This window comes from Edaphobacter flagellatus (assembly GCF_025264665.1).
Lineage (GTDB): Bacteria > Acidobacteriota > Terriglobia > Terriglobales > Acidobacteriaceae > Edaphobacter > Edaphobacter flagellatus.
This window is the reverse complement of sequence record NZ_CP073697.1, coordinates 261,903-282,668: the sequence shown is the minus strand read 5'-3', so window position 1 is coordinate 282,668 and position 20,766 is coordinate 261,903. Positions and strand designations below refer to the sequence as shown.

At 59.1% G+C, this 20,766-nt stretch carries 22 protein-coding genes and 2 tRNA genes; 11 read left to right on the top strand and 13 right to left on the bottom strand.

Annotated elements, in window-relative coordinates:
• Positions 1–25: 25 nt before the first annotated feature.
• From KFE13_RS01175 to KFE13_RS01160, 4 genes are all read left to right on the top strand, one after another.
• Entirely contained in the window at positions 26–445 is a 420-nt protein-coding gene (locus tag KFE13_RS01175) for a CoA-binding protein (RefSeq protein ID WP_260705298.1), read from the top strand.
• Positions 446–500: 55 nt separating this feature from the next.
• Positions 501–2,597 carry a protein-disulfide reductase DsbD family protein gene (locus tag KFE13_RS01170; RefSeq protein WP_260705297.1) on the top strand — a complete coding sequence of 699 codons (2,097 nt, stop codon included), beginning with the start codon at positions 501–503 and terminating at the stop codon, positions 2,595–2,597.
• Positions 2,594–3,001, top strand: a complete 408-nt coding sequence (locus KFE13_RS01165; RefSeq protein WP_260705296.1) for a YybH family protein — start codon at positions 2,594–2,596, stop codon at positions 2,999–3,001. The genes KFE13_RS01170 and KFE13_RS01165 overlap by 4 nt, the downstream gene beginning before the upstream one ends.
• 61 nt (positions 3,002–3,062) lie before the next feature.
• Entirely contained in the window at positions 3,063–3,665 is a 603-nt protein-coding gene (locus KFE13_RS01160) for a thioredoxin family protein (RefSeq protein ID WP_260705295.1), read from the top strand.
• On the opposite strand, the gene KFE13_RS01155 is transcribed toward KFE13_RS01160, so the two are convergent.
• Positions 3,662–5,002, bottom strand: a complete 1,341-nt coding sequence (locus KFE13_RS01155; protein WP_260705294.1) for a replication-associated recombination protein A — start codon at positions 5,000–5,002, stop codon at positions 3,662–3,664. The genes KFE13_RS01160 and KFE13_RS01155 overlap by 4 nt on opposite strands.
• On the bottom strand, positions 4,999–5,868 hold the full coding sequence (locus tag KFE13_RS01150; RefSeq protein ID WP_260705293.1) for a TrmH family RNA methyltransferase: 870 nt from the start codon (positions 5,866–5,868) through the stop codon (positions 4,999–5,001). Before KFE13_RS01150 ends, KFE13_RS01155 begins: the two co-directional genes overlap by 4 nt.
• Positions 5,869–5,969: 101 nt before the next feature.
• Here KFE13_RS01150 and KFE13_RS01145 point away from each other — a divergent pair, with 101 nt between their 5' ends.
• Together KFE13_RS01145 and KFE13_RS01140 are read left to right on the top strand one after the other, a co-directional pair.
• Positions 5,970–6,614, top strand: a complete 645-nt coding sequence (locus KFE13_RS01145) for an L-threonylcarbamoyladenylate synthase (protein WP_260705292.1) — start codon at positions 5,970–5,972, stop codon at positions 6,612–6,614.
• Positions 6,615–6,669: 55 nt separating this feature from the next.
• Positions 6,670–7,347, top strand: coding sequence for a YdcF family protein (locus KFE13_RS01140; protein ID WP_260705291.1), 678 nt, complete (start codon positions 6,670–6,672; stop codon positions 7,345–7,347).
• Here KFE13_RS01140 and KFE13_RS01135 read toward each other — a convergent pair.
• A complete protein-coding gene (locus KFE13_RS01135) occupies positions 7,344–8,213 on the bottom strand; it encodes a DUF92 domain-containing protein (protein ID WP_260705290.1) in 870 nt (289 codons plus the stop codon). The genes KFE13_RS01140 and KFE13_RS01135 overlap by 4 nt on opposite strands.
• 57 nt (positions 8,214–8,270) lie before the next feature.
• On the opposite strand from KFE13_RS01135, the gene KFE13_RS01130 reads away from it, so the two are divergent.
• Positions 8,271–9,635: a YncE family protein gene (locus tag KFE13_RS01130; protein ID WP_260705289.1), complete on the top strand. Its 1,365-nt coding sequence runs from the start codon at positions 8,271–8,273 to the stop codon at positions 9,633–9,635.
• A 315-nt stretch (positions 9,636–9,950) separates the two neighbouring features.
• On the opposite strand, the gene KFE13_RS01125 is transcribed toward KFE13_RS01130, so the two are convergent.
• Together KFE13_RS01125 and KFE13_RS01120 are read right to left on the bottom strand one after the other, a co-directional pair.
• On the bottom strand, positions 9,951–10,964 hold the full coding sequence (locus tag KFE13_RS01125; RefSeq protein WP_260705288.1) for an anti-sigma factor: 1,014 nt from the start codon (positions 10,962–10,964) through the stop codon (positions 9,951–9,953).
• On the bottom strand, positions 10,961–11,515 hold the full coding sequence (locus tag KFE13_RS01120; RefSeq protein ID WP_260705287.1) for a sigma-70 family RNA polymerase sigma factor: 555 nt from the start codon (positions 11,513–11,515) through the stop codon (positions 10,961–10,963). The genes KFE13_RS01125 and KFE13_RS01120 overlap by 4 nt, the downstream gene beginning before the upstream one ends.
• Positions 11,516–11,648: 133 nt before the next feature.
• On the opposite strand from KFE13_RS01120, the gene KFE13_RS01115 reads away from it, so the two are divergent.
• Together KFE13_RS01115 and KFE13_RS01110 are read left to right on the top strand one after the other, a co-directional pair.
• A complete protein-coding gene (locus KFE13_RS01115; RefSeq protein WP_260705286.1) occupies positions 11,649–12,443 on the top strand; it encodes a TlyA family RNA methyltransferase in 795 nt (264 codons plus the stop codon).
• 7 nt (positions 12,444–12,450) lie between these two features.
• A complete protein-coding gene (locus KFE13_RS01110) occupies positions 12,451–13,308 on the top strand; it encodes an NAD(+)/NADH kinase (protein ID WP_260705285.1) in 858 nt (285 codons plus the stop codon).
• Positions 13,309–13,422: 114 nt separating this feature from the next.
• On the opposite strand, the gene KFE13_RS01105 is transcribed toward KFE13_RS01110, so the two are convergent.
• The 4 genes from KFE13_RS01105 to KFE13_RS01090 are packed head-to-tail and all read right to left on the bottom strand — an operon-like array spanning position 13,423 to position 17,911.
• Complete coding sequence (locus KFE13_RS01105; RefSeq protein WP_260705284.1) at positions 13,423–14,184, bottom strand: ABC transporter ATP-binding protein; 762 nt, start codon at positions 14,182–14,184, stop codon at positions 13,423–13,425.
• Between the two features lie 5 nt (positions 14,185–14,189).
• Entirely contained in the window at positions 14,190–15,296 is a 1,107-nt protein-coding gene (locus tag KFE13_RS01100; RefSeq protein ID WP_260705283.1) for an ABC transporter permease, read from the bottom strand.
• The gene (locus KFE13_RS01095) at positions 15,293–16,618 is read right to left on the bottom strand and encodes an ABC transporter permease (RefSeq protein ID WP_260705282.1); all 1,326 of its coding nucleotides are present in this window, start codon (positions 16,616–16,618) and stop codon (positions 15,293–15,295) included. Before KFE13_RS01095 ends, KFE13_RS01100 begins: the two co-directional genes overlap by 4 nt.
• 18 nt (positions 16,619–16,636) lie before the next feature.
• Complete coding sequence (locus KFE13_RS01090) at positions 16,637–17,911, bottom strand: Fe-S-containing protein (protein WP_260705281.1); 1,275 nt, start codon at positions 17,909–17,911, stop codon at positions 16,637–16,639.
• A gap of 266 nt (positions 17,912–18,177) precedes the next feature.
• Between KFE13_RS01090 and KFE13_RS01085 the strand changes: the two genes are divergently transcribed.
• A complete protein-coding gene (locus KFE13_RS01085; protein WP_260705280.1) occupies positions 18,178–18,786 on the top strand; it encodes a histidine phosphatase family protein in 609 nt (202 codons plus the stop codon).
• Positions 18,787–18,835: 49 nt separating this feature from the next.
• Here the strand turns inward: KFE13_RS01085 and KFE13_RS01080 are convergent.
• Positions 18,836–18,912 (bottom strand) — tRNA-Arg (locus KFE13_RS01080).
• Between the two features lie 104 nt (positions 18,913–19,016).
• On the bottom strand, positions 19,017–19,448 hold the full coding sequence (locus KFE13_RS01075; RefSeq protein WP_260705279.1) for a winged helix-turn-helix transcriptional regulator: 432 nt from the start codon (positions 19,446–19,448) through the stop codon (positions 19,017–19,019).
• Between the two features lie 102 nt (positions 19,449–19,550).
• Between KFE13_RS01075 and KFE13_RS01070 the strand changes: the two genes are divergently transcribed.
• The gene (locus KFE13_RS01070; protein ID WP_260705278.1) at positions 19,551–20,315 is read left to right on the top strand and encodes an SDR family oxidoreductase; all 765 of its coding nucleotides are present in this window, start codon (positions 19,551–19,553) and stop codon (positions 20,313–20,315) included.
• Positions 20,316–20,363: 48 nt separating this feature from the next.
• Here KFE13_RS01070 and KFE13_RS01065 read toward each other — a convergent pair.
• Together KFE13_RS01065 and KFE13_RS01060 are read right to left on the bottom strand one after the other, a co-directional pair.
• Positions 20,364–20,440, bottom strand: a tRNA-Arg gene (locus KFE13_RS01065).
• 27 nt (positions 20,441–20,467) lie between these two features.
• Positions 20,468–20,743 (bottom strand): hypothetical protein, encoded by a 276-nt coding sequence (locus tag KFE13_RS01060; protein WP_260705277.1) that lies wholly within the window; start codon positions 20,741–20,743, stop codon positions 20,468–20,470.
• Positions 20,744–20,766: the final 23 nt, after the last annotated feature.

Below are 20,766 nucleotides of genomic sequence, written 5' to 3'. Positions count from 1 at the left end.
ATGAATCGGCCAAAGGAGTGAGTTCATGAACGAACCAGAGGTAATTCGTGCGATGCTGGGGCACCCGCCGGATGTGCCAAGGACAATTGCGGTAGTTGGAATGACGGATGATTCCGGCAAGCCTAGCAACTTTGTGCCTGCTTATATGAAGCAGCATGGGTACCGCATTCTGCCGGTCAATCCTCAGATTGAGTCCGCCGCAGGCGAAAAGGCCTACGCATCGTTGGCTGAACTTCCCATGAAGCCAGACGTTGTAAATGTATTTCGTTTGCCGAAGTTTATTCCTGGAATCGTCGACGAGATGCTGCAGCTAGGGTTGAAGAATTTATGGGTTCAATCCGGCATTGTGAATCTGGAGGCGGCGGCCAGAGCCGAAGCCGGAGGAATCCATGTTGTGATGGACCACTGCATGATGGTGGAGCACCGGCATGCCGATCTCACCTGAGTCGTTTTCGCCCGTCTGTCCGTCCAATGGACAGCCTGCAATAATGAAAATATCCATGAATATTCGACCTCGCATCGCCGTTCTTTTGCTCCTGGTCTGCGCTTTGTTTGCCAGCGCGACTTCCTTCGGCCAGATTCAGCCAGTGGGAGATGGTGGTCCTGGACCAGTGAAGGCACAGCATCTTACGGTGGAGATGGTTTCGCTTGCGCCCTCGATTGCCCCAGGTGGCACGCTTGAGGCAGGGTTGGTGATTACGCTCGAGGAGAAGTGGCACGTCTACTGGATCAATGCCGGTGATTCAGGCGAACCACCAAAGATTACCTGGACCCTTCCTAAGGGCATCACCGCCGGCCCAATGCGGTTCCCTATTCCGACGCGGCTGCCACTGGGCCCGTTGATGGATTTTGGGTATGAAGATGAAGTAGCCTTTCCTGTGCAGCTCACGGCAGCGAAGAATATGAAGCCGGGGCCGATTCATCTCGATGCCAAGATCGACTGGCTTGTATGCCGTGAAGTCTGCATCCCAGGCAAAGCACACCTTGGACTCAACCTGGTGGTCGATCCGAAGGCCACTGCTCCGGCACAGCCCGTAGGCGCACTCGGTGAGGCTCTGGGTCTGCTTCCCAAACCTCTGGGGCCAGACATGAAGGCAACGGTGAAAGGAGGCCAGAAGGAGTTTGTTATCGACCTCATCACTGGCCAGCCTGCAACCGACGCCGAGTTCTATCCCTACGATCAGGAGCAGATTGCTAACGCAGGTGATCAGGATGTCGATCCGCTTCCCAACGGAGTGCGAGTGCGTGTTCCTCGTGCGCCTGAACTAACGAAGCTGCCGGCCAGTTTGCATGGTGTAGTAAAGCTCGATGAAGAGCATGCTTTTGAGATCGACGTGCCTGTTCAGCCAGGTGAAGTGGCTCGTCCGTCGAATGGCAAGGTGGCAGCGAGCGGGAGTGGGGAATTGACGACGATTGCAGCCATAGGGCTGGCATTTGTCGGCGGAATCATCTTGAACCTGATGCCTTGCGTCTTTCCGGTGCTCTTCCTCAAAGGGCTCTCGCTGGTTCAATCATCAAGCGAAGAGCGGGGACGAATCCGTAGCCATGGGCTTGTTTATACGCTGGGCATCCTCATCTCGTTCTGGGCAATTGTGGCGGTCCTGCTCATTCTGCGGGCTGGCGGCAATCAGGCAGGTTGGGGATTCCAGTTGCAGTCGCCGACATTCCTCGCCATTCTTGCTTCGGGAATCTTTTTCTTCGCGCTTTCTCTCTCGGGCCTGTTCGATATCGGCCTATCATTGACCAGTGTTGGTGGTGAGCTTGCCCAGAAGCAGGGCTATACCGGCAGCTTCTTTACGGGAGTTCTTGCGACGGTCGTTGCCACACCCTGCACGGCTCCCTTTATGGGGGCTGCCATCGGATTTGCGCTGGCTCAGCCTGCCTGGATCACGTTTGCGGTCTTCACGGCGCTGGCTTTGGGGCTCGCTGCTCCATATCTGCTGCTGAGCTTCCAGCCTTCTTGGACGCGCCTGCTGCCGAAGCCCGGCGCATGGATGGAGACCTTCAAGCAGGTTACGGCTGTCATCTTTTTCGCGACTGTGATCTGGTTGGCCTATGTGTACGGGAGCCTCTTTTCCACGCAGGGAGTTTATCGGGTTGCGTTGCTACTTACCTGCTTCCTTCTGTTGACGATTGCAGGATGGGTGCTAGGAAAATGGCCAGCCCGCTGGGCCAGTTCGATTGCTGCTATTCTTATCGGCGCATTGGCCTTGTCTGTTCCTCTCTATCAACCGAAGGATACGACGCTCGCGTGGCAGCCCTACTCTCAACAAACACTCGATCAGGCACGCGCTGCCGGGCATCCGGTCTTCATCGACTTTACTGCGGCATGGTGCTTGAGTTGCCAGGTCAACGAGCGCGTTGTCCTGAAATCTTCTGATGTTCAGAAGCAGTTCCGGGACAACAACGTTACACTCCTGCGAGCCGACTGGACGCAATACGATCCAGAGATCACGAAGCAACTTGCATCGATTGGACGCAGCGGTGTGCCGACGTATGTGATCTATCCTGCAGGGAATGGTTCTGCAGATGTACTGCCTGAGCTACTGACAAAAGACCTCGTTCTCAATGCGCTAAAGAAGGACACTCATCCATGAGTGAGATAAAGGCTTCGACCTTGTCGGACGAGGAACAGATTCGAGCTGTCATCGAAGCCTGGCTGCAGGCTTCGCGTGCAGGAGATTTGCCGACGCTCCTCAACCTAATGACAGAGGACGTTATCTTCCTGACTCCAGGAAATAAACCGATGCGGCGCGATGATTTCTCTAACGCATTCAAAACGATGTCGGGTGCCATTGCGATTGAGGGCCATCCCGATGTGCAGGAGATTACGATCACAGACGATCTTGCTGTCTGCTGGAACTTTCTCGACATCATGATTACTCCTCGGGCAGGAGGCGATTCGATGCGACGCTCAGGCAATATTCTGACAGTGTTTCGTCGTGGCGCAGATGGTCAATGGCGTATCTGGCGCGATGCCAATATGTTGGCCTCAGTGTGACACGTTGTATTGCGCTGGACGCATAGCGGGAGCAGAATATTTGTGTGGAGGTGACTCATCCATGTCCTACCGCCGTCTTCTTTCCATTGCATTCGCCCTCATAACTCTTCCTGGGTTCGCCATCGTTCCAGGAGTGCAGGCGCCCGACTTCACGGGTACCGATTCGAACGGTGTCACACACACGCTGTCGCAGTATCGCGGCAAGTACGTTGTGCTGGAGTGGGCGAACAAAGGCTGTCCCTACGATCAGAAGCATTATCTGAGCGGCAATATGGAAGCTCTGCAAAGAGAGTGGACCAGCAAAGGTGTCGTATGGCTTTCAGTGATTTCGTCGGCTCCCGGTGAACAGGGCAACGTAACGCCAACTGAAGAGAACCAGTACCTCAAGACAATGAAGGCTGCTCCTACAGCAGCTCTGCTCGATCCCGAGGGAACGATTGCCCGTCTTTATCAGGCGAAGACGACTCCTCACATGTTTGTGATCGATCCCACTGGAAAGCTGATCTATCAGGGGGCGATCGATGACAAGCCAACCACAAACCAGGCCGATATAAAGACCGCGCACAACTACCTGAATGAGGCGCTGGATGCAGCGATGGCAGGCAAGCCTGTGCCCACGACGACAACGCGTCCCTACGGTTGTTCTGTGAAGTACAAGAATTAGGGCTTACGTTTTTCGTCCTTGATGCGTGCAATCTCTTCCATGCGTTGCGCTAATAGCTTTTCGCGGCCTTCGTTCGTTGGATGATAGTAGTGTCGTCCTTTGAGCGAAGGAGGCAGACATTCCATATCTGCGACACGGCCCTCGACATCGTGCGCATACTGATAGCCTTTGCCGTAGTCCAGCTCTTTCATCAGCTTTGTCGGTGCATTGCGCAGGTGCAGCGGAACTGATTCGGCTGCGGTGGCTTCGATATCTCCGCGAACGGTGTTGTAAGCCGTGTAGACGGCGTTCGATTTCGGGGCGAGCGCAAGATAAATGATGGCCTGCGCCAGCGCCAGCTCCCCCTCCGGATGACCTAAAAAATGCATAGCATCCTTAGCGGAGAGACATAGATTAAGCGCTTCTGGCGCTGCGAGGCCGATGTCTTCAACGGCCATGCGAACGACACGACGAGCGACATACATCAGATCTTCACCAGCTTCGAGCATGCGTCCGAGCCAGTACAGCGCAGCATCCGCATCGGAGTTGCGCACGCTCTTATGCAAGGCTGAGATGGTGTCGTAGTGCTGCTCGCCGTGCTTGTCATAAAGCAGGATGCGTCGCTGCAACGCCTCGCCCGCAATGGCCCTGGTCAGAAGAGTCTCGCCGCGTCCACGCACAAGATTGCAGGCGACCTCAAGGGCGTTCAGCGCATTGCGCGCGTCGCCGCTTGAGTAAGAGGCAATCGTCGCCAGCGCATCCTCTTCTGCAGTGACTCCCCATGTGCCAAGTCCGCGCTCCGGATCGATAAGTGCGCGACGTAGCAGCGATACAACCTGCTCTTCTGTCAGCGATACGAGCGTATAGACGCGGCACCGCGACAGTAGCGCAGCGATGATCTCGAATGAGGGGTTCTCGGTTGTGGCGCCGATCAGGCGAATTGTTCCACGCTCGACGTAAGGTAGAAAGGCATCCTGCTGGGCTTTGTTGAAGCGATGAATCTCGTCCACGAAGAGGATCGTGCGAGATCCGAGGTGGGAGGCCTTTTCCGCATCGACCATCACCTGCTTGATTTCCTTGATGCCGCTCAGTACTGCTGAAAACTCGATGAAGCTGGATTGCGTGCGTTGCGCGATGATCTTGGCCAGCGTCGTCTTGCCTGTTCCCGGAGGACCCCAGAAGATCATCGAGGTGGCATCGTCGTTCTCGATAGCAACGCGTAATGGTTTGCCTGGCGCCAGCAGATGTTCCTGCCCAACATATTCATCCAGCGTGCGAGGGCGCATGCGTTCCGCAAGTGGAGCCTGTCTCTGCACCGAGGAGGCCGCTGCAAGCGGAGAAGTGTCGAAGAGGCTCATCGTGTTGCTCCGGTTGGCCGGCGCGGTTGCATATTCGGAATGCGTTCCATGTCAGTTGCTGGTCCCCGCAGCGTGGTGGTAGTCCTCTGACGCGACGCTTCATAGAGAAGCAATGAACCGGCGACAGCAGCGTTCAGGCTCTCCACAGGCCCAGGGCAGGGAATCGTAATCTGTTCGGTTGCGAGCGCGAGCCACTCATCCGAAAGGCCAGAGCCCTCATTGCCGATGAGAATTGCGCACCCGCGGCGCAAATCAGCATGCTGTGCAGAGATCACTCCGGCATTGGCAGCTCCGACAGCAGCCAATAGCCGCACTCCGCGACTCGAGAGTGAATGGATCTCATCCTTTGTGCAGGTCGCAACAGGAAGGCGAAAGACGCTACCCACACTCGCCCTGAGAGCTTTTTGATTCCACTGGCTTACAGTTCCTGACGTGATGATAACTCCCGCTGCACCCAAGGCTTCGGCCGAGCGAATCAGCGTGCCAAGGTTCCCGGGGTCCTGCAAGCCAACGGCGATTAGAAGCAGCGGATCAGGGTGCTGCATCATCTCGTCGAGCCGATACCTGCGTGGTTCAATCAAGGCTGCAATGCCCTGCGGAGAACGGGTTTCGGCAGCGCTGGTAAAGACGCTTTCCGAGAGAACGATCATCTCGGTTTTTTCCGGCAATCGAAATGAGGCTTCGCGGCGCTCGCTCACGAAGACAACATGGGGCGTGATCCCGCTGCGTAGGGCTTCCTCGATCAGATGTTCGCCTTCAATCGCTACAAACCCTTCGCTGAGACGGAGGTTGCCTGCAAACGCCGCTCGAAGCTGCTTGACTCGCGCATTGGCGCGGCTTGAGATGATCGTTGGTGTAACCGCCATTTTTTGATCTTACGCCGTTCTCAGGCACTTGATACGTTGAGTGCCGCGTTCGCATGTGCTATGTTCCGAGATGTCGCACGTTGGATAGGAGCTTTACGATTTTGACGGCCGAGACCCTCCGCATTCATCCCGATGAGCCAGAACCAGAGCTTGTCTCTCAGGTCGCTGCAAGACTCCATTCAGGACAGGTTGTCGCTCTGCCGACGGATACTTTTTATGGTCTCGCAGTCGACCCGGTAAACCTCCGCGCTGTGGATCGTATTTACGAGTTGAAATCCCGCGCACGGCATAAACCGCTCTCTCTGCTGATCGGCGATGTGGCGCAGGCTTATGAGCTGGCGCGCGGGTTGGATACAGCATTCGACAGGCTCGCCGAACGTTTCTGGCCAGGTCCGCTGACTCTGGTTGTGAAGGCGGGTTCGAAGCTCCCCTTGCGCGTTACGGCAAATACGGGGAACGTGGCTCTTCGTGTTCCCGAGGCGGCTATTCCGCGCGCGGTTGTGAAGGCCTTTGGTCTACCTATTACTGCGACCTCGGCTAATCTCTCCGGCATGCCAGAGTGCACGTATGCGAACGGCGTACGCGATCAGCTGGGCGACAAGATTCCGTTGATTGTCGATGGTGGACCGACAGCGCGATCGATGGCGACAACAATCGTCGATCTCTCCGGTGGTGGAAGTTCGTGGATGATTCTGCGTGAGGGAGCAATTCCAACGCACGAGATCGCGTTGACACTGCATCGATAACACATCGCCCTCCCGCTGCATAAGTGATATGCCGTAAACTCAACTTTCACCCACCATGAGTCCATCCAGCTCCAAACTGCGCCGCGGACGTCCTTCAACCGGGCGTGTTGTACTTCGCAGCCTTGTGCTTGCGTTTGTGCTGACGGCGCTTGGATGGTCCATCTATGTGGCGCAGCAGATCGCCGAGGTTGCGGACCAGGATGAAGCACAGCAGGCGGATGCCATTGCGGTCTTTGGCGCTGCTGAATATTCTGGGCGACCTTCGCCGACGCTGCATTTTCGGCTGGATCACGCTGTCGAGCTTTACCGCAAGCAGATCGCACCTATTGTGATTACGTTAGGCGGCGGACTGAATAAAGACTCCGGCAACACGGAGGGCGCTGTCGGACGAGACTATCTGCTGGCGCAGGGTATTCCGCTGGGCAATATCATCGCAGAGACACATTCGTTCGATACGGAACAGCAGGTGCGGCGGTTGGCTTCTATCGCCAGGGAGAACAATCTGCGTCATATCGTTGTTGTCTCGGATGGCACGCATTTATTTCGCATCCGCGAACTGTGTCGTAACGCAGGGCTGGATGTGTACACTTCGCCGCGCGCGACGGTGGGGCACATCAGCAACTACGATCTCACGATGCGTTATATGCACGAGATCTTGAGCTATACAGCGTCGAAGCTCCATCTCGACGTTGGCTGGGCTCGTCGCTGGTTAGCGGGCGAAGAGGGGTTCTAGCTCAAGAGAGTTGCTACGGCGGCGGCGAAGAGCGTTGAAGCGAAGTTCACCAGATCGTTACCAATCCATCCCTTTCGTTCGATTGTGGCGCCGAGAAGGCTGTCGAAGAAGAGGCCAGCGCACGCTGCGAGAAATGTGACTGCGATATGCGGTGTAAGAGCGTGGCGAAGTGAGCCGATGATAACGATAATGGCGGCGGCAACGACGCCAGCCAAAGTTCCCGCTATGCTGATAGCGCCGTCTGTTCCGGAGGGAACTGGCTTCCAGCTGGTAAGCAGGCGTGCTGGGCCTCCGATCGCCTGTCCGATCTCGGACGAGACGGTGTCGGCAGCGGCTTCGGCCAGGGCAGCGATGCAGCCTTCGTAACGGCCTGAGGCGGCAAAGAGAGCGGCGATGCCGAGGTTGGCGACGATCTGCGAGGCGCGACGGCCTCGGCGGGGTTCGGCCAGACCTCGGGCTTCTTTACGAGTGCGGCCGAACTTTGTTGCCACGAAGGAGAGGACAAAGACTCCGATCAGCGCAGGCAGAGCGGGGCGTTCGATTGGGAAGGTGGAGAAGCCGGTCCAGACCTGAGGCGACTGGGTGAGCAGGAAGCAAATAAGCATCCCGAGAGCGACTCCGCCTGGAGTTGCTGCCCGCAGGGTCAAGACGACGGCTCCGAAGATGAAACTGGCGACGAGCGGCAAACCAAGAGGCCACAACGGGAGTCCAAGTTTCAGTGCAGCGATGGGAGGTGCGGCAGCAGCGGCTGCCAGCAGGAGGCCGACGATCCAGGTCAGCGCGCGTGACTGGGCGTGATCCCTTATTGGGGATATCGTGTGGTTCCAGCCGGAAGAGTGACCGTCGTTGTCCAATCCAGCGCTCACAGTGATTTACAATCTGACTTAGGATAGCCAACAACCAGCACCACGGCGGGAGTAGTTTTGCACTTAGCAAGAATCGAAGCAGCAGGAAGTAACGGAGGCCGGACAAGCCGGCAGTCCAAGCGGTCCGGAATCCGGTTTCAGGCCAGAGCCATTGCAGCCTTTGCCCTGACGGCGGCAACCCTGAGCATGGTTACAGGGTGCGGCAACACTTACCGGCCGGTGGTGTCGGCGATCAATCCTGTTGGTCCTGCGGGGCAGCCGCAGAGGTATGCCGTAGCGATCTCCGATCCCGGGAATGGGCTTCCCGGACTGGTTACGATTGTCGACTTCTCCGGCGATACGGTATTGATTACGGCAAATATTGGCGTTGCGCCTTATTACTTCATCATGAACGCTGGCGGCAATACGGGCTATACGCTGAATGGCGATGGCACGATGACCAGCTTCGACGTCTCGAACCAGCTTCAGACGCGAGATGTGATTCAGACGACGCTGCTGACCGGTGCGAAGCCGAACAGTATTTTTGCTGATGCGACATCGACGTACATCACGGAGCCTGGACGCTCGGCTGTGGCGCAGCTGAAGGGATCTCCTCCGGCACTCAATCAGGAGCTTCCGATTCCTGCCGGATATAACCCGGTTTACATCGCTGGCTACTCGGGCGCGGCCCGGCAGTATGTGATCAGCCAGAATGCAGCCGGCGGCAACGGACAGGTTGCGGCGATTGAAACTTCCAGCAATACGATCTCGAACACAATTCCGGTTGGCAATACGCCCGTTTATGGCGTGATGACATCGGACGGTAAGCGCGCGTTCATCATGAACCAGGCTGACGGCACGGTTTCTGTGATCAACTCGCAGGCGAACCAGCTGGATGCGGTTCCGTCTCCGGCGGTGAATCCGATTCCGGTGGGAACTTCACCGATCTGGGCGGATCTTGCTCCGACGCGCAATGAGCTTGTGGTTGCAAATGCCGGAAATGGAACGGCGAAGGGCTCGGTGAGCATCATCAACATTCCGTTGTGCTCGGCTGCGGCGCTGCCTGGAAATCCGAACTGCGATCCGACGAACCCGATTGATGCGAACGGATTCGGGCAGGTTCTGGCAACGGTTCCTGTCGGTGTCAATCCGCAGATGGTTGCGGTGCTGCAAGACGGTTCGCGCGCCTACGTGGTGAACAAAGCCGACAGCACAGTTTCGGTTGTGAACCTGACGACGAACACGGTCACAGCGACGATTCCGGTTCCTGCGACGGTGCATCCGAACTTCATTGCGGTGATCAATGGCACGCCGACGGGCAAGGTTTATGTGACTTCGCCGGAGTCGACGAGCATGACGGTTATCCGCACGGACACGGATGTGGTCGAGACAACGATTCCGCTGCAGGGTAAAGGTGTGCAGGTAAGGGCACAACTACCCTAGCCCCCCGGGTACTTTCAATAACCCCTTTTGTTGCTTGTCTTTACGCGATTTGCACGAGGTAAAATATTGAAAGCAGGGTAGTTATCCCTAAAAATATTGATTCCAAAGGAGAAAGCCCCACTGCATGGCGGGGCTTTCTTTTTCTAACCATGGTTTAAGTTTAGCAAATGGGTGAGGGTGAATCGGCAGATTTTTGTGGGTTTATTTCCTTTGGAATGTGAGAGATGCGATTTTAGGGGGCTTGACAGGATTTTGGGGGCGGAGAGTAGAAAAGCAGATCCCTCCACACGCAGTGTGAGCACAAGCCCGTGAGGGCTAGTTTCCGGCGAGGAGGATGGGCATGGTGGGAGTTTGAGCTCCGCCGTCGTCTTCGAGGGTGACGCCGAAGGCTTTGGCCTCGATGCCCTTTGGCAGGGGCGGCAGGACGACGCTGGCGTTTCCACGATTGTCCGGGCGGAAGGTGCCGGCGGGGATGGGGTCGCGTCCGTCGGAGGGTATGAGCCATAGCTCGTAGGTCTTGTAGGTATCGACGGGTTCCAGGTTGGTGGCCAGGAAGATGAGGGCTCCCCTGGAGGCGACGTAGGTGACCCGTCCCTGGGGACGCGGAGGCTCAGGCGTGGTGTTGGCCTGGGTGAGGGTAACCTGACGAGCCGAGCTGTCGGTGAGGGTCTCAAGAAGCTGCTGCGCAGCAGCGGCATTGGAGCTGAGGCGGTCGATCTGGCCAGCCTGTGCGGTGAGCCTTACGCGCTGCGCATTGCGCTCGTGGTAGAGGTTTCCTGCGAAGATGGCGAGCGTAGCGGCGGCGGCCCAGCCGATCCAGGGGAAGACGTTGGTGAAGAGACGCGCAGGCAGGGAGGCGCGGTTCTGCTCGTTGTCGTCTTCGTCGAGGTAGCGTCCGCTGCCCAGTCCGGTGGGGTAGGCCTGGCTGCGGTTGGCATATCCCATGGGAAGGCCAGCGGCGGCAGCTTCGAGCCGCTCGAAGCGTTCTGAGCGTGGGGGCGGTGTACGCTCCGGTCGTTGGAAACCGGGACGGTCGGGTAAACGTGAAGGCTCGAAGGCAGGCTCGTGTTCGATTGGTGATGTGCCGGGGGCGAAGCGCTTTTCGCGGGCGATCTGATTGAGGAAGTGCTCGCGGGCGAGCGCGGGCGGCGAGTGCATTTCGACGCCGTGGGCGTAGGCGGCGAGATCGCCCTGCAGGTTGGCGAGCTCCTGACGGCAGTAACTGCAGTCGCTGATGTGCGCGCTCATAGCCGCGTGCTCATTGCGCGGAAGCAGCTGCATGGCAAAGAGAGCCAGATCGCCGGGATCGTAGTGGCTGACGGAGCTCATGCGAGGAATGCCTTTCTCAGCGTGGTGAGCGCGCTGCGGATGCGGGTCTTGACGGTGCCGAGCGGATCGCCGGTCATCTCGGCAATCTCGGAGTGGGTGAGGCCGTCGAAGAAGGCCATTTCGAGGGTCTTGCGCTGCTCGGCGGGAAGCTTGTAGATGACGGTGCGCGCTTTCTCGGCCATGGTGTTGCGCTCGGCGTCGGCGGCGAGATCGTACTGCGAGGCGAGGGAGACGTCGTCGATGGTTTCGAGCGGCTTTTTGCGGCGCAGGGCGTCGATAGAGCGATTGCGGGTGACGACGGTGAGCCACGCGCCAAGGCTTCCGCGAACAGCGACGTATCGCTCGGGATTGCGCCAGACCTGCAAAAAGACCTCCTGAAGTATGTCTTCTGCGGATGCCGGATCGCGCAGAACACGGAGCGCAACGGAATAGACGATCTTCGCGTAGCGGTCGTAGAGGGAGGCCATGGCGTGTTCGTCTCCACGGCGCACGAGAGACAGCAGTGTTGCGTCATCGTGCGGTGTGCGTGGCGAAGTATTTGCCAATCCCATCTCTCTATACATCAATACGTCCCGGCGGCCTGGTCGGATTGCGGATGCAGTGTTCTTAGCCACTCTAACCTATGGAACGTCACGTTGTACCTTAACGAATGAGCGTCCCCCCGTGGGTGAAAAGAATTTGCCGATGAAGAACAGATTGGACAAGATGCTGGTGGAGCAGGGGCATGCGGCTTCGCGGGAGCGAGCGCAGGCGCTGGTTCTGGCGGGACGCGTGCTGGTGAACGAACAGAAGATCGACAAGCCGGGCATGAGTGTTCCTGAGGATGCCGTGATTCGCCTGCTGGGGACGGACCTGAAGTATGTAAGCCGCGGCGGGCTGAAGCTGGAGCATGCACTGGAGCACTGGAAGATTTCGTTGACGGGCGTGCGCGCGGTGGATATCGGGGCTTCGACGGGAGGGTTCACGGACTGCATGTTGCAGGCGGGTGCGGCGAGCGTGCTGGCTGTCGATACGGGCTATGGGCAGATTGCGCAGAAGCTGCGCTCGGATGAGCGTGTGACGTTGCGAGAGCGCACGAATGCTCGTCTGCTGCAGCCGGGAGAGCTGCTGGTGGAAGGGCAGCCGGTTCCTGCGTTCCTGTCGATGGATGTCTCGTTTATCTCGGCGACGCTGGTATTGCCTGCGGTGTTGGCGGCTTTGGGAAGCGAAGGGCAGCCATGGCGCGGGAGTGCGGTCGTGCTGATCAAGCCGCAGTTTGAGGCAGGGCGGGAGAATGTGGGTAAGGGCGGCATTGTGCGCGATGAGCAGGCTAGGCAGGCCGCGATTGAACGCGTGACGGAGTGCGTAGCTGGGCTGGGTGGCACGCAGCTTGAGGTTATCGATTCGCCGATACAGGGGATGGAGGGTAACCACGAGTATCTGCTGCGAGCCGTGTTTGGAGAATCGGTGCAGCGGGCAGCGCAGGAGCCGTTACACTAAAACGACCATGTACAAGGCAGCCATCATCTCGAAGCCACAGAAGCCGGAGCTTGCCTCAATTTTGCCGGAGCTGATGGAGTGGCTGAAGGCTCATGACTACGAACCTCTGCTGGACCCGCACAGCGCAGCGTATCTGGAGGCGAATCGGTCGGTGCAGCGGAATGAGATGCCGCGGGAGAAGCCGAACCTGGTGATTGTGCTGGGCGGCGATGGAACGCTGCTGGCTGCTGCACGTGCGTTTGCACATTCGCCGACGCCGATTCTGGGAGTGAACCTGGGGTCGCTGGGATTTCTGACGGAGGTGCCCCTAGCGGACCTGTACTCGTCGCTGGAGGCGTGGTGCGATAACTGCGCGAGCATTGAAGAACGCGACATGATGCATGTGGAGCTGCGACGTCGCGGCTCGACGATACGGCACTGGGATGCGCTGAACGATGTGGTGGTGTCGAAGGGCGCGATTGCACGCATGGCGGACTTTTCGGTCGAGATCGACCAGCAGTTTGTAGCGGCGTTGCGCGCGGATGGGATTATCGTTTCGACGCCTACGGGTTCGACGGCGTACAACCTGGCGGCGGATGGTCCGATTGTGATGCCTTCCGTGAATGCGCTGGTGGTGACCCCGATCTGCCCTCACCTGCTGACTGTTCGGCCGATTGTGGTGCCGGGCGATTCGACGGTGATGATTCACATTGAGGGCGTGCCGAACCTGACCTACCTGACGGTGGATGGGCAGGAGGCCGTGGAGCTGCAGGTGGATGATCAGGTGCTTTGCTGCAGGTCGGAGCAGCGGGTGCGGCTGCTGCGTCCGCGCAAGAATGGGTTGTTTAATGTGCTGCGCAGCAAGCTGAGCTGGGGCGAGCGCTAAAGGCAAAGACGAAATGCAGAGGGTTTCTCGACTGCGCGCTTTGCGCTCCGCCTGGAAGGACACTTCTTTGGAAATTGCTCCAGAGCAGGGCTCAACCTGGAAAGATTACGGGCGTTAGACGTCGGTCTTTCGACGCAGCATAACGACGGGACCACCGACTGGGTGACAGAAGACTTTGCCGTGGCTGAGCGCGATGCGGCGTTGCGCGAGTGCGGCCATCTCGGGGTCGTGGGTGACCATGACGATGGTGTGTCCCTGAGCGTGAAGCTCCTGCAGCAGGCCGGCGACGATCTTCTGGTTGGCCGCGTCGAGGTTTCCGGTGGGTTCGTCGGCGAGAAGGATTGGCGGGTTATTGATGAGGGCGCGGGCGACGCAGACGCGCTGCTGCTCGCCGCCGGAGAGCTCGCTGGGGAGATGGTCGGCGCGGTGGCCGAGGCCGACACGCTCAAGCGCGGCGCGGGCTTCCTTCTCGTCGGTCATGGAGTGGAAGTACTGCGCGAGCATGATGTTTTCGAGCGCGGAGAGATACGGGATGAGGTGAAACTGCTGGAAGATGAAGCCGATCTTATCGGCGCGGAAGCGGTCGAGCTCGGTCGCGGACATGGTGGCGACGTCGACGCCGTCGATGTGAAGCTGGCCCGCGGTGGGGCGGTCGAGGCATCCGAGGAGATTGACGAGGGTGCTCTTGCCGGAGCCTGAAGGGCCGGTGATGGCGACCCATTCGCCAGCGACGATGGAGAAGGAGGCGTGGTCGAGGGCGCAGACCTTGCCGGCGTGGCCTTCGTACTCGCGTGTGACGCCGTGCAGCGCAATGACGGCGCAGTCGGGGCGCGTCAGCTCGATCATGCTTTCGATTGCCGGGGTGTCATTGACCATCGGTCTTACTCGCCTTTCAGCAGGGCCGCGGGCTCAAGACGACGGAGGACGCGGACGGGAAACATTGCGGCCATCGCCGCAATGAGGATGTTGAGCAACAGCACCAGAGGCAGTACGCCGATGCGCGGCAGGGTGGCTGTGTGGAAGTTGAGCTGGCTGATGGCGAGCGCTGCGGCTGAGCCGAGAATGTATCCGACGACGACGCCCGCAAGAGCGAGGACGAAGGCCTCCAGCAGAAACATCGACATGAGCTGCATCTGCGAGCTGCCTAGCGCCTTCATCAAAGCGAAGTCGCGGCGGCGCTCCAGCACGCTGGCGGAGAGCGTTGCGAGGACGCTGACGGCTACCGTGAGCGCGATGAGAATGACGGAGCCGTACATGAGCGCGTGCGTCTTGTCGACGATGCGGCTCTCGCCTTCGACGAGCTGACGGACGGGTGAGACCTTGAGGCCGGGAAGCTGTTGCTGGAGTCGCGCGATTGCGGATTCGACCTGCGCAGCGCCCCCGGGGACCTGGAGCTCGATGACGCTGGGCTGGGTGCCGGTCCACGTGGTGAGTGTTGTGAGCGGGATGTAGATGCGGCTGTCCTCGTCGCCGCCGGTGGTGAGGCGGCCTGCGCCCTTGAAGGTCATGGGACGATTGGCGAAGGTGAGGGTGACGGCGTGCTCGTCGGCGATGAACTGCGCTGCGCGTTGGCCGAGGAGCGCGGCGTTGATATCGCTTGCTGAAGGCCATGTAGCGACCTGCCACGAAGAGTTGAGACGGCGTGCCGTGTCGAAGTCGGTGCCGGCGACGACGATAGGTGTTCCTCGGTCGGTGGTGGCGACGGCGTAGGCGAATTCGGCTGCAATGGCATCGGAGCCTGCGGCGGCGCGAACGCGGTCGAGCGTGTCGGGAGGCAGAGGCTTGTTGTCGGCGGCAGTGATGACGATGTTTGCGCCGAAGCTGCGAAACTCGCGGTGAAGCTTGGAGTCGAGGTCGGCGTAGAGGGTGAGCAGGGCGGTGGCGACTGCGGCAGAGATGGTCATGGCGAGCAGCGCGGAGAGGCTGCGTGCGCGGCGATGCACGAGTGAGCGGCGCAGCATGGAGATCATGCTCAACTGGCGGCTCATACGTCGGCCCTCAGAATGGCGGAGGGATCCATGGTGAGCGCGCGGCGGATGGCGGGTGTGCTGCCTGCGATGGCGACGAAGAGCGCGAGCGCGATGACGACGGGGAGCAGGACGGGATTGAGAATGTCGGCCAAGGCCAGATGCGTGCCCGTGCCTGCGGAGCCGAAGATGCGTGCGCCGAGCCAGGCGGCGAGGCCGGAACCGGCAAGATAGCCGAGCGATCCGGCGAAGAGGGCGAGCAGGCCGGTTTCGGCGTAGAAGAGCAGGGCGATGGCACCCTTGCTGGCTCCGAGGGAGCGCATGAGGCCGATCTCGCCCTGGCGTTCGAGGATGGCCGTGGCCATAGCTGCGCTGACAGCGAAGCCTGCGGCGAGCATGGCTGCGGCGCTGATGAGCCACATGAGTCCGCTGATGCGCTTGAGCACGTTGCCCTGGCTCTGCTCGACGCGGCGTACCTGCTCGGCGCGGCTGCCGGGGATGGCCTCACGGATCTGGTAGGCGATGGAGTTGGCGTAGGGGCGGCAGTACCAGACCTCGCGCAGTTTGGGCGAGAGGGAATCGGGGTCTTTGCGGGCGAAGGCGTCTTCGGGTTTGGTGCGGGCGGAGACTTCGACGCGGCGGACTGCATCGGGCGTGCCGACGATGGCTTGTGCCGCGTTGAGAGGCAGCAGGAGCTGATTGTCGACGTCATCGCCCGACGAAACGATGCCGGTGATATGCAATGTGATGGGCTTGCTGACTGCGGTCGTCTGGATGACGTCGTTGATGTGGAGGCCTAGCTGTGAGGCAAGCGTGGCTCCTACGACGGCCTGTGCTGTGTCGGAACTCGTGGAAGATTCATTGGGCCAAGCCCCATCCAGCTTCCAGAGAGGATGAAGTTGTGGTGCTCCAGTGGTGAGCGCAGCTCCTCCACCACTGCTGAGAGCGTGATTGAACCAGAGGCCGGTTGCCGAAGCGTCCACAGCAGTTCCATTTGCCGTCTTGCCGATGATGCGGATGGGCAACTCTGGGCTGACGCCCGTGATGTTGTTGGCCCAGAAGATGCCGCGCAGCTTTTTGAGGTCAGACTCTTTCAGAGAAGCAGCGCCGGAGACGGGTTTGACATCGACACCGCCGACTTTAACTTCGAGCTGATCGGCAGCGGGGTAGACGATGATGTTGGCTCCGTAGACGGCGAGCTCGTTGTGGATGCGGTCCCCGATCGTGAGGGCGAGGGCGAGCATGGCGGTGATGGCTGTGGTTCCGAGCAGGATCGCGAGGCCCGCAAGTGTCTTGCGTCGCCGCTGCCGCCGGAAGCTTTCCATCAAAAGTCGAAAGAACATGACTGCCGCCTTTGCTCCTTATCGCTCGAAGATGGAGACGAGTGTCTTGAGATCAGCGGCCTGAATGATGACCTGGCCGCCGGAGATGGTGCTTTTGAGGGGGATGGGATTGCAGCCGCCCTCCTGCCCCATGGAGGAGGGATTGAGGGGCGAGGCGCACATTTTGCAGGTGATGCCCTGCGAGCCGATGTAGAAGCCGACGGGGCCGCAGATACGGCAGGCGTCGCCGACGGAGACGATGTTGCCGTCGGGCTTCTTGAAGAGGAGGAAACGCACCTCGGGGCTGCCGCCTTTGCCGTCGTCGACGTGGACGCCGAAGCGGTGGAGTTGATCGTCGTTGATCTCTGCGGTGGGCACGGTGACCTGGCTGCCGACGAGGGTGACGGCGGTGGTGGGCGAGAGCGCTGTGGAGCTCTTGGCGTAGATGAATTCGGCGGTGCAGAGGAAGATGAAGAGGAAGCTGGTGGCGACGACGGCGTTCATCCACATCTTTTCGCGACGCTGGGTCCATTCGGCGCGACGGCGGTCCGCGGGGGTAGCGTCTGCGGCGAGCTGCATGGGAGCGCGACGGCGGTACTCCATGAGGACCATGAGGCCGGCGAGCGCGAGCATCGTGACGAAGAAGAAGAGATCGTTGCGAACGATAGGGCCGATGAGCCGCATCTCGGTCTGGCTGGAGGGGAGGACGCCGTTTTCGCTGAGTTCGTGGAGGCCGCTGACGATGAGCTGGAAGGCGACGAAGTAGAGAATGACGGTTGTGACGCGGAAGAAGCGCTGCAGGTTGATGCGGACGCTGCCGCGCACGAAGAGGACGCCGAAGACGACGGCGACGGCGACTCCGAGAAGTGTGCCGGTGAAGCTGAGCAGCTCGGTGGAGTTGAGTGTGACGGCGGAGAGAATAAGCACGGTCTCGACGCCTTCGCGGAGGACGAGGAGGAAGACGAAGAAGAAGAGTCCGGCTTTGGAGACGCCTTGTTCGCCGGTGTACTGCGCGATCTTTTGTTCGATATCGCCACGCATGGTGCGGGCGGTCTTGTGCATGAACCAGATCATGCTGATGACGAAGGCCGCGGCGGCGAGCATGACCCAGCCTTCGAAGATGTCGGTGTTGATCTGCAGGTGGGAGAGAACGATGGCCACTGCGACGCTGGCAGCAAGTGCTGCGCCAAGTGCCCAGAAGACGGTGCGCTTGAGCTCCTGGCGGCCGATCTTGGTGAGGTAGGCGAAGACGATGCCGACGATGAGGGACGCTTCGACTCCCTCGCGGAGCGTGATGATAAATGCCTGCAACATGAGGTGTTTCTCTTCCCCCGGGAAGGCCAAAGTCTGCGGCCAGGCCTGCCTCAAATCCGTACGCGCGAGGTTTGGTTCTGACCTCGTTGCCGGTATCTTCATAGTTTATTGAGGACTAAATTGGTCGTCAATTATTGCGACTGATTCAGTCCAGAATTAAATGCTCAGCGAAAGAGTGATTTAGGGAGAAATGCCCAGGAAGAATTTATGTGCTGTTTATAAAATGCTCTGGGCTGGTGACGGATGCTGGGAGGGTGATGCGTACGATGATGAGTCTGCAGCGGTTTATCTGCCTGTTTTTGCTGGTTTTGCTAGCAGCCCCCGGTTTTGCACAATCGGCGGTTCAGGAGCGTCCAGCTGCCCCGTCCGGCCCGGTAAAGCGTACGGGGGAGCCTCCGGCGACGATTCTGCTGATTCGCCATGCGGAGAAACTGACGGATGGCAGGCTTGATCTGTCGCCAGTGGGGTTCAAGAGGGCGTCGCTGTTGCCGGGACTCTTCGACGGTAAGCGTGCCGATCTGCCGGTGCCGCAGGTGATCTTTGCGACGCACCAGAGCAAGCACTCGAATCGGCCGGTTGAGACGGTAACGCCGCTGGCGGAGTCGCTGCATCTGACGATCGACAGCAGGATTGCGAATGAGGATTATGCCGCGCTTGCCAGTGAGCTGCTGAGCGGAAAGTATGCGGGCAAGGTGGTTCTGGTGGCATGGCATCACGGCACGTTGCCAGCGCTGGTGACTGCGCTGGGTGCGCAGCCTCCTTATGCACCGTGGCCGGATCAGCAGTTCGATCGGGTGTGGAGGATCGATTACAAGGACGGAAAGGCTACGCTGCGCGATTTGCCACAGCATGTGATGGACGGCGATTCGAACTGAGCGTGCAAGCTCTATCAGCCTGGGAGTTGTTCTGTTGTAAGGGAGTGTATGGTGCGCCCGGAACGATTCGAACGTCCGACCTACTGGTTCGTAGCCAGTTGCTCTATCCAGCTGAGCTACGGGCGCACATTGCGTTAGATGCAACCTTTTCAATATACCGGACTTCGGCTGTTAGATCAAATGCAGCGTAGGAAAACTTACTGATCCTGATAGCTGGCTGGAGTCACTTGCTATCCCTGGTTCGGAGTTACTTGCTCACGAAAACGCTTTCGGGATGCGGCAATTTCATCGTAGTGCTGCTCGGCCCAGATCCACACGCCGCAGAAGGCTGCGCTGAGGCTGTGGCCGAGTTCGGTGAGTGTGTATTCGACGCGCGGCGGGATGACGGGATGGATGGTGCGAGTGATGAGTCCGTCACTTTCCATCTGTCGTACGGTCTTGGTGAGCATCTTCTGACTGATGCCGCCCACCAGCTCACCGAGTCGCGTGAAACGCACGGTGCCGTGCTCGACCAGCACTTCGAGGACAAGCATGGTCCACTTGTCGGCGACGCGCTCGATGATCTCGCGAACGAGCGCTTCGATTTTCGGATCGACTTCTGCAGGAGGATGCGGAGGGGTATGTTTGATTTTTGGAGCTTTCGTTTTGGCCGATTTTCCCAATGTTTTTCTCACTCTCTTTAGGGAAAGTATAGGACTAAAAGGTGCCTACTTCCCATTAGTAAGTAACGGTCATAGTATGCAGATGGAAGTGAGGAGGTTGCAATGAAGATGGCGGGCAACACGATTTTGATTACAGGCGGCGGATCGGGAATCGGCCGTGGACTTGCCGAGGCACTGCACAAGCTTGGCAACAAGATCATCATCTCTGGCAGGCGTAAGCAGGTACTTGATCAAACGATTGCGGCGAATCCTGGGATGGTGGCCGTTGCGATGGATATTGAAGACGCGGCCAGCATTCGCACGTTTGGGACACAGATGGAAAAGGAGTATCCGACACTGAATGTTGTGATTCATAACGCAGGCATCATGCGGCCGGAGAACCTGCTCGAGCGGGACACGACGAGCGATGCCGAGGCTATGATCGCGACCAATCTGCTTGGTCCGATGCGATTGAATGCGGCGTTGCTGCCCTTGCTGATGAAGCAACCTGCCGCGACGATCATGACGGTTACGTCAGGGCTTGCGTTTATTCCGCTGGCGATTACTCCGACCTACTGCGCGACGAAGGCGGCGATTCATTCTTATAGCCAGTCGCTGCGCTATCAGCTGAAGTCGAGCAATATTCAGGTGATCGAGCTGGCTCCGCCCTATGTGCAGACAGAGCTAATGGGAGAAGGGCAGGCAAGCGATCCGCGGGCGATGCCGCTGAAGGACTTCATTGCGGAGACGATCGAGCTGCTGAAGACGCAGCCGGATGCTACGGAGATTCTGGTTGAGCGCGTCAAGCCGCTGCGCTTTGCGGAGTATAACGGCAAGGAGAAGTACGATGCCTTCTTCGAGAGCTTCAACGGAGCGATGTCACACTAAAGCCGAAAGGACGCATCCTCAGCGGATGCGTCCTTTTCGTTTCTAGACTGGTGCGCCCGGAAGGACTCGAACCTCCGACCCTCTGGTTCGAAGCCAGATGCTCTATCCAGCTGAGCTACGGGCGCGCGGGAAAAGCTTACAACAGATTCTGACTACTTGGCAGCGGCCGCGGGAGCTGGTTCCGCTACAGGAGCCGGTTCAGTGTACATCGGAAGTCTTTCGATGATGTCGAGTCCGGCGCGGCGGAGCAGTTGGTGGATCGTTGCTTCGTTGAGGCGGGTGGCGTCATACTCGACGCGTACGGATTTCTCGGCCTCGTCAAAGCTGATGCGACGGACGCCGTAGACCTCGCGAGCTCGCGCGACGGCCAGAGCAACGGCTTCGGTAGGAGGGATGGCATACCGATACAGAACATCAAGCTGTGTCATGGTTTGATGATACCAGCGGTGGA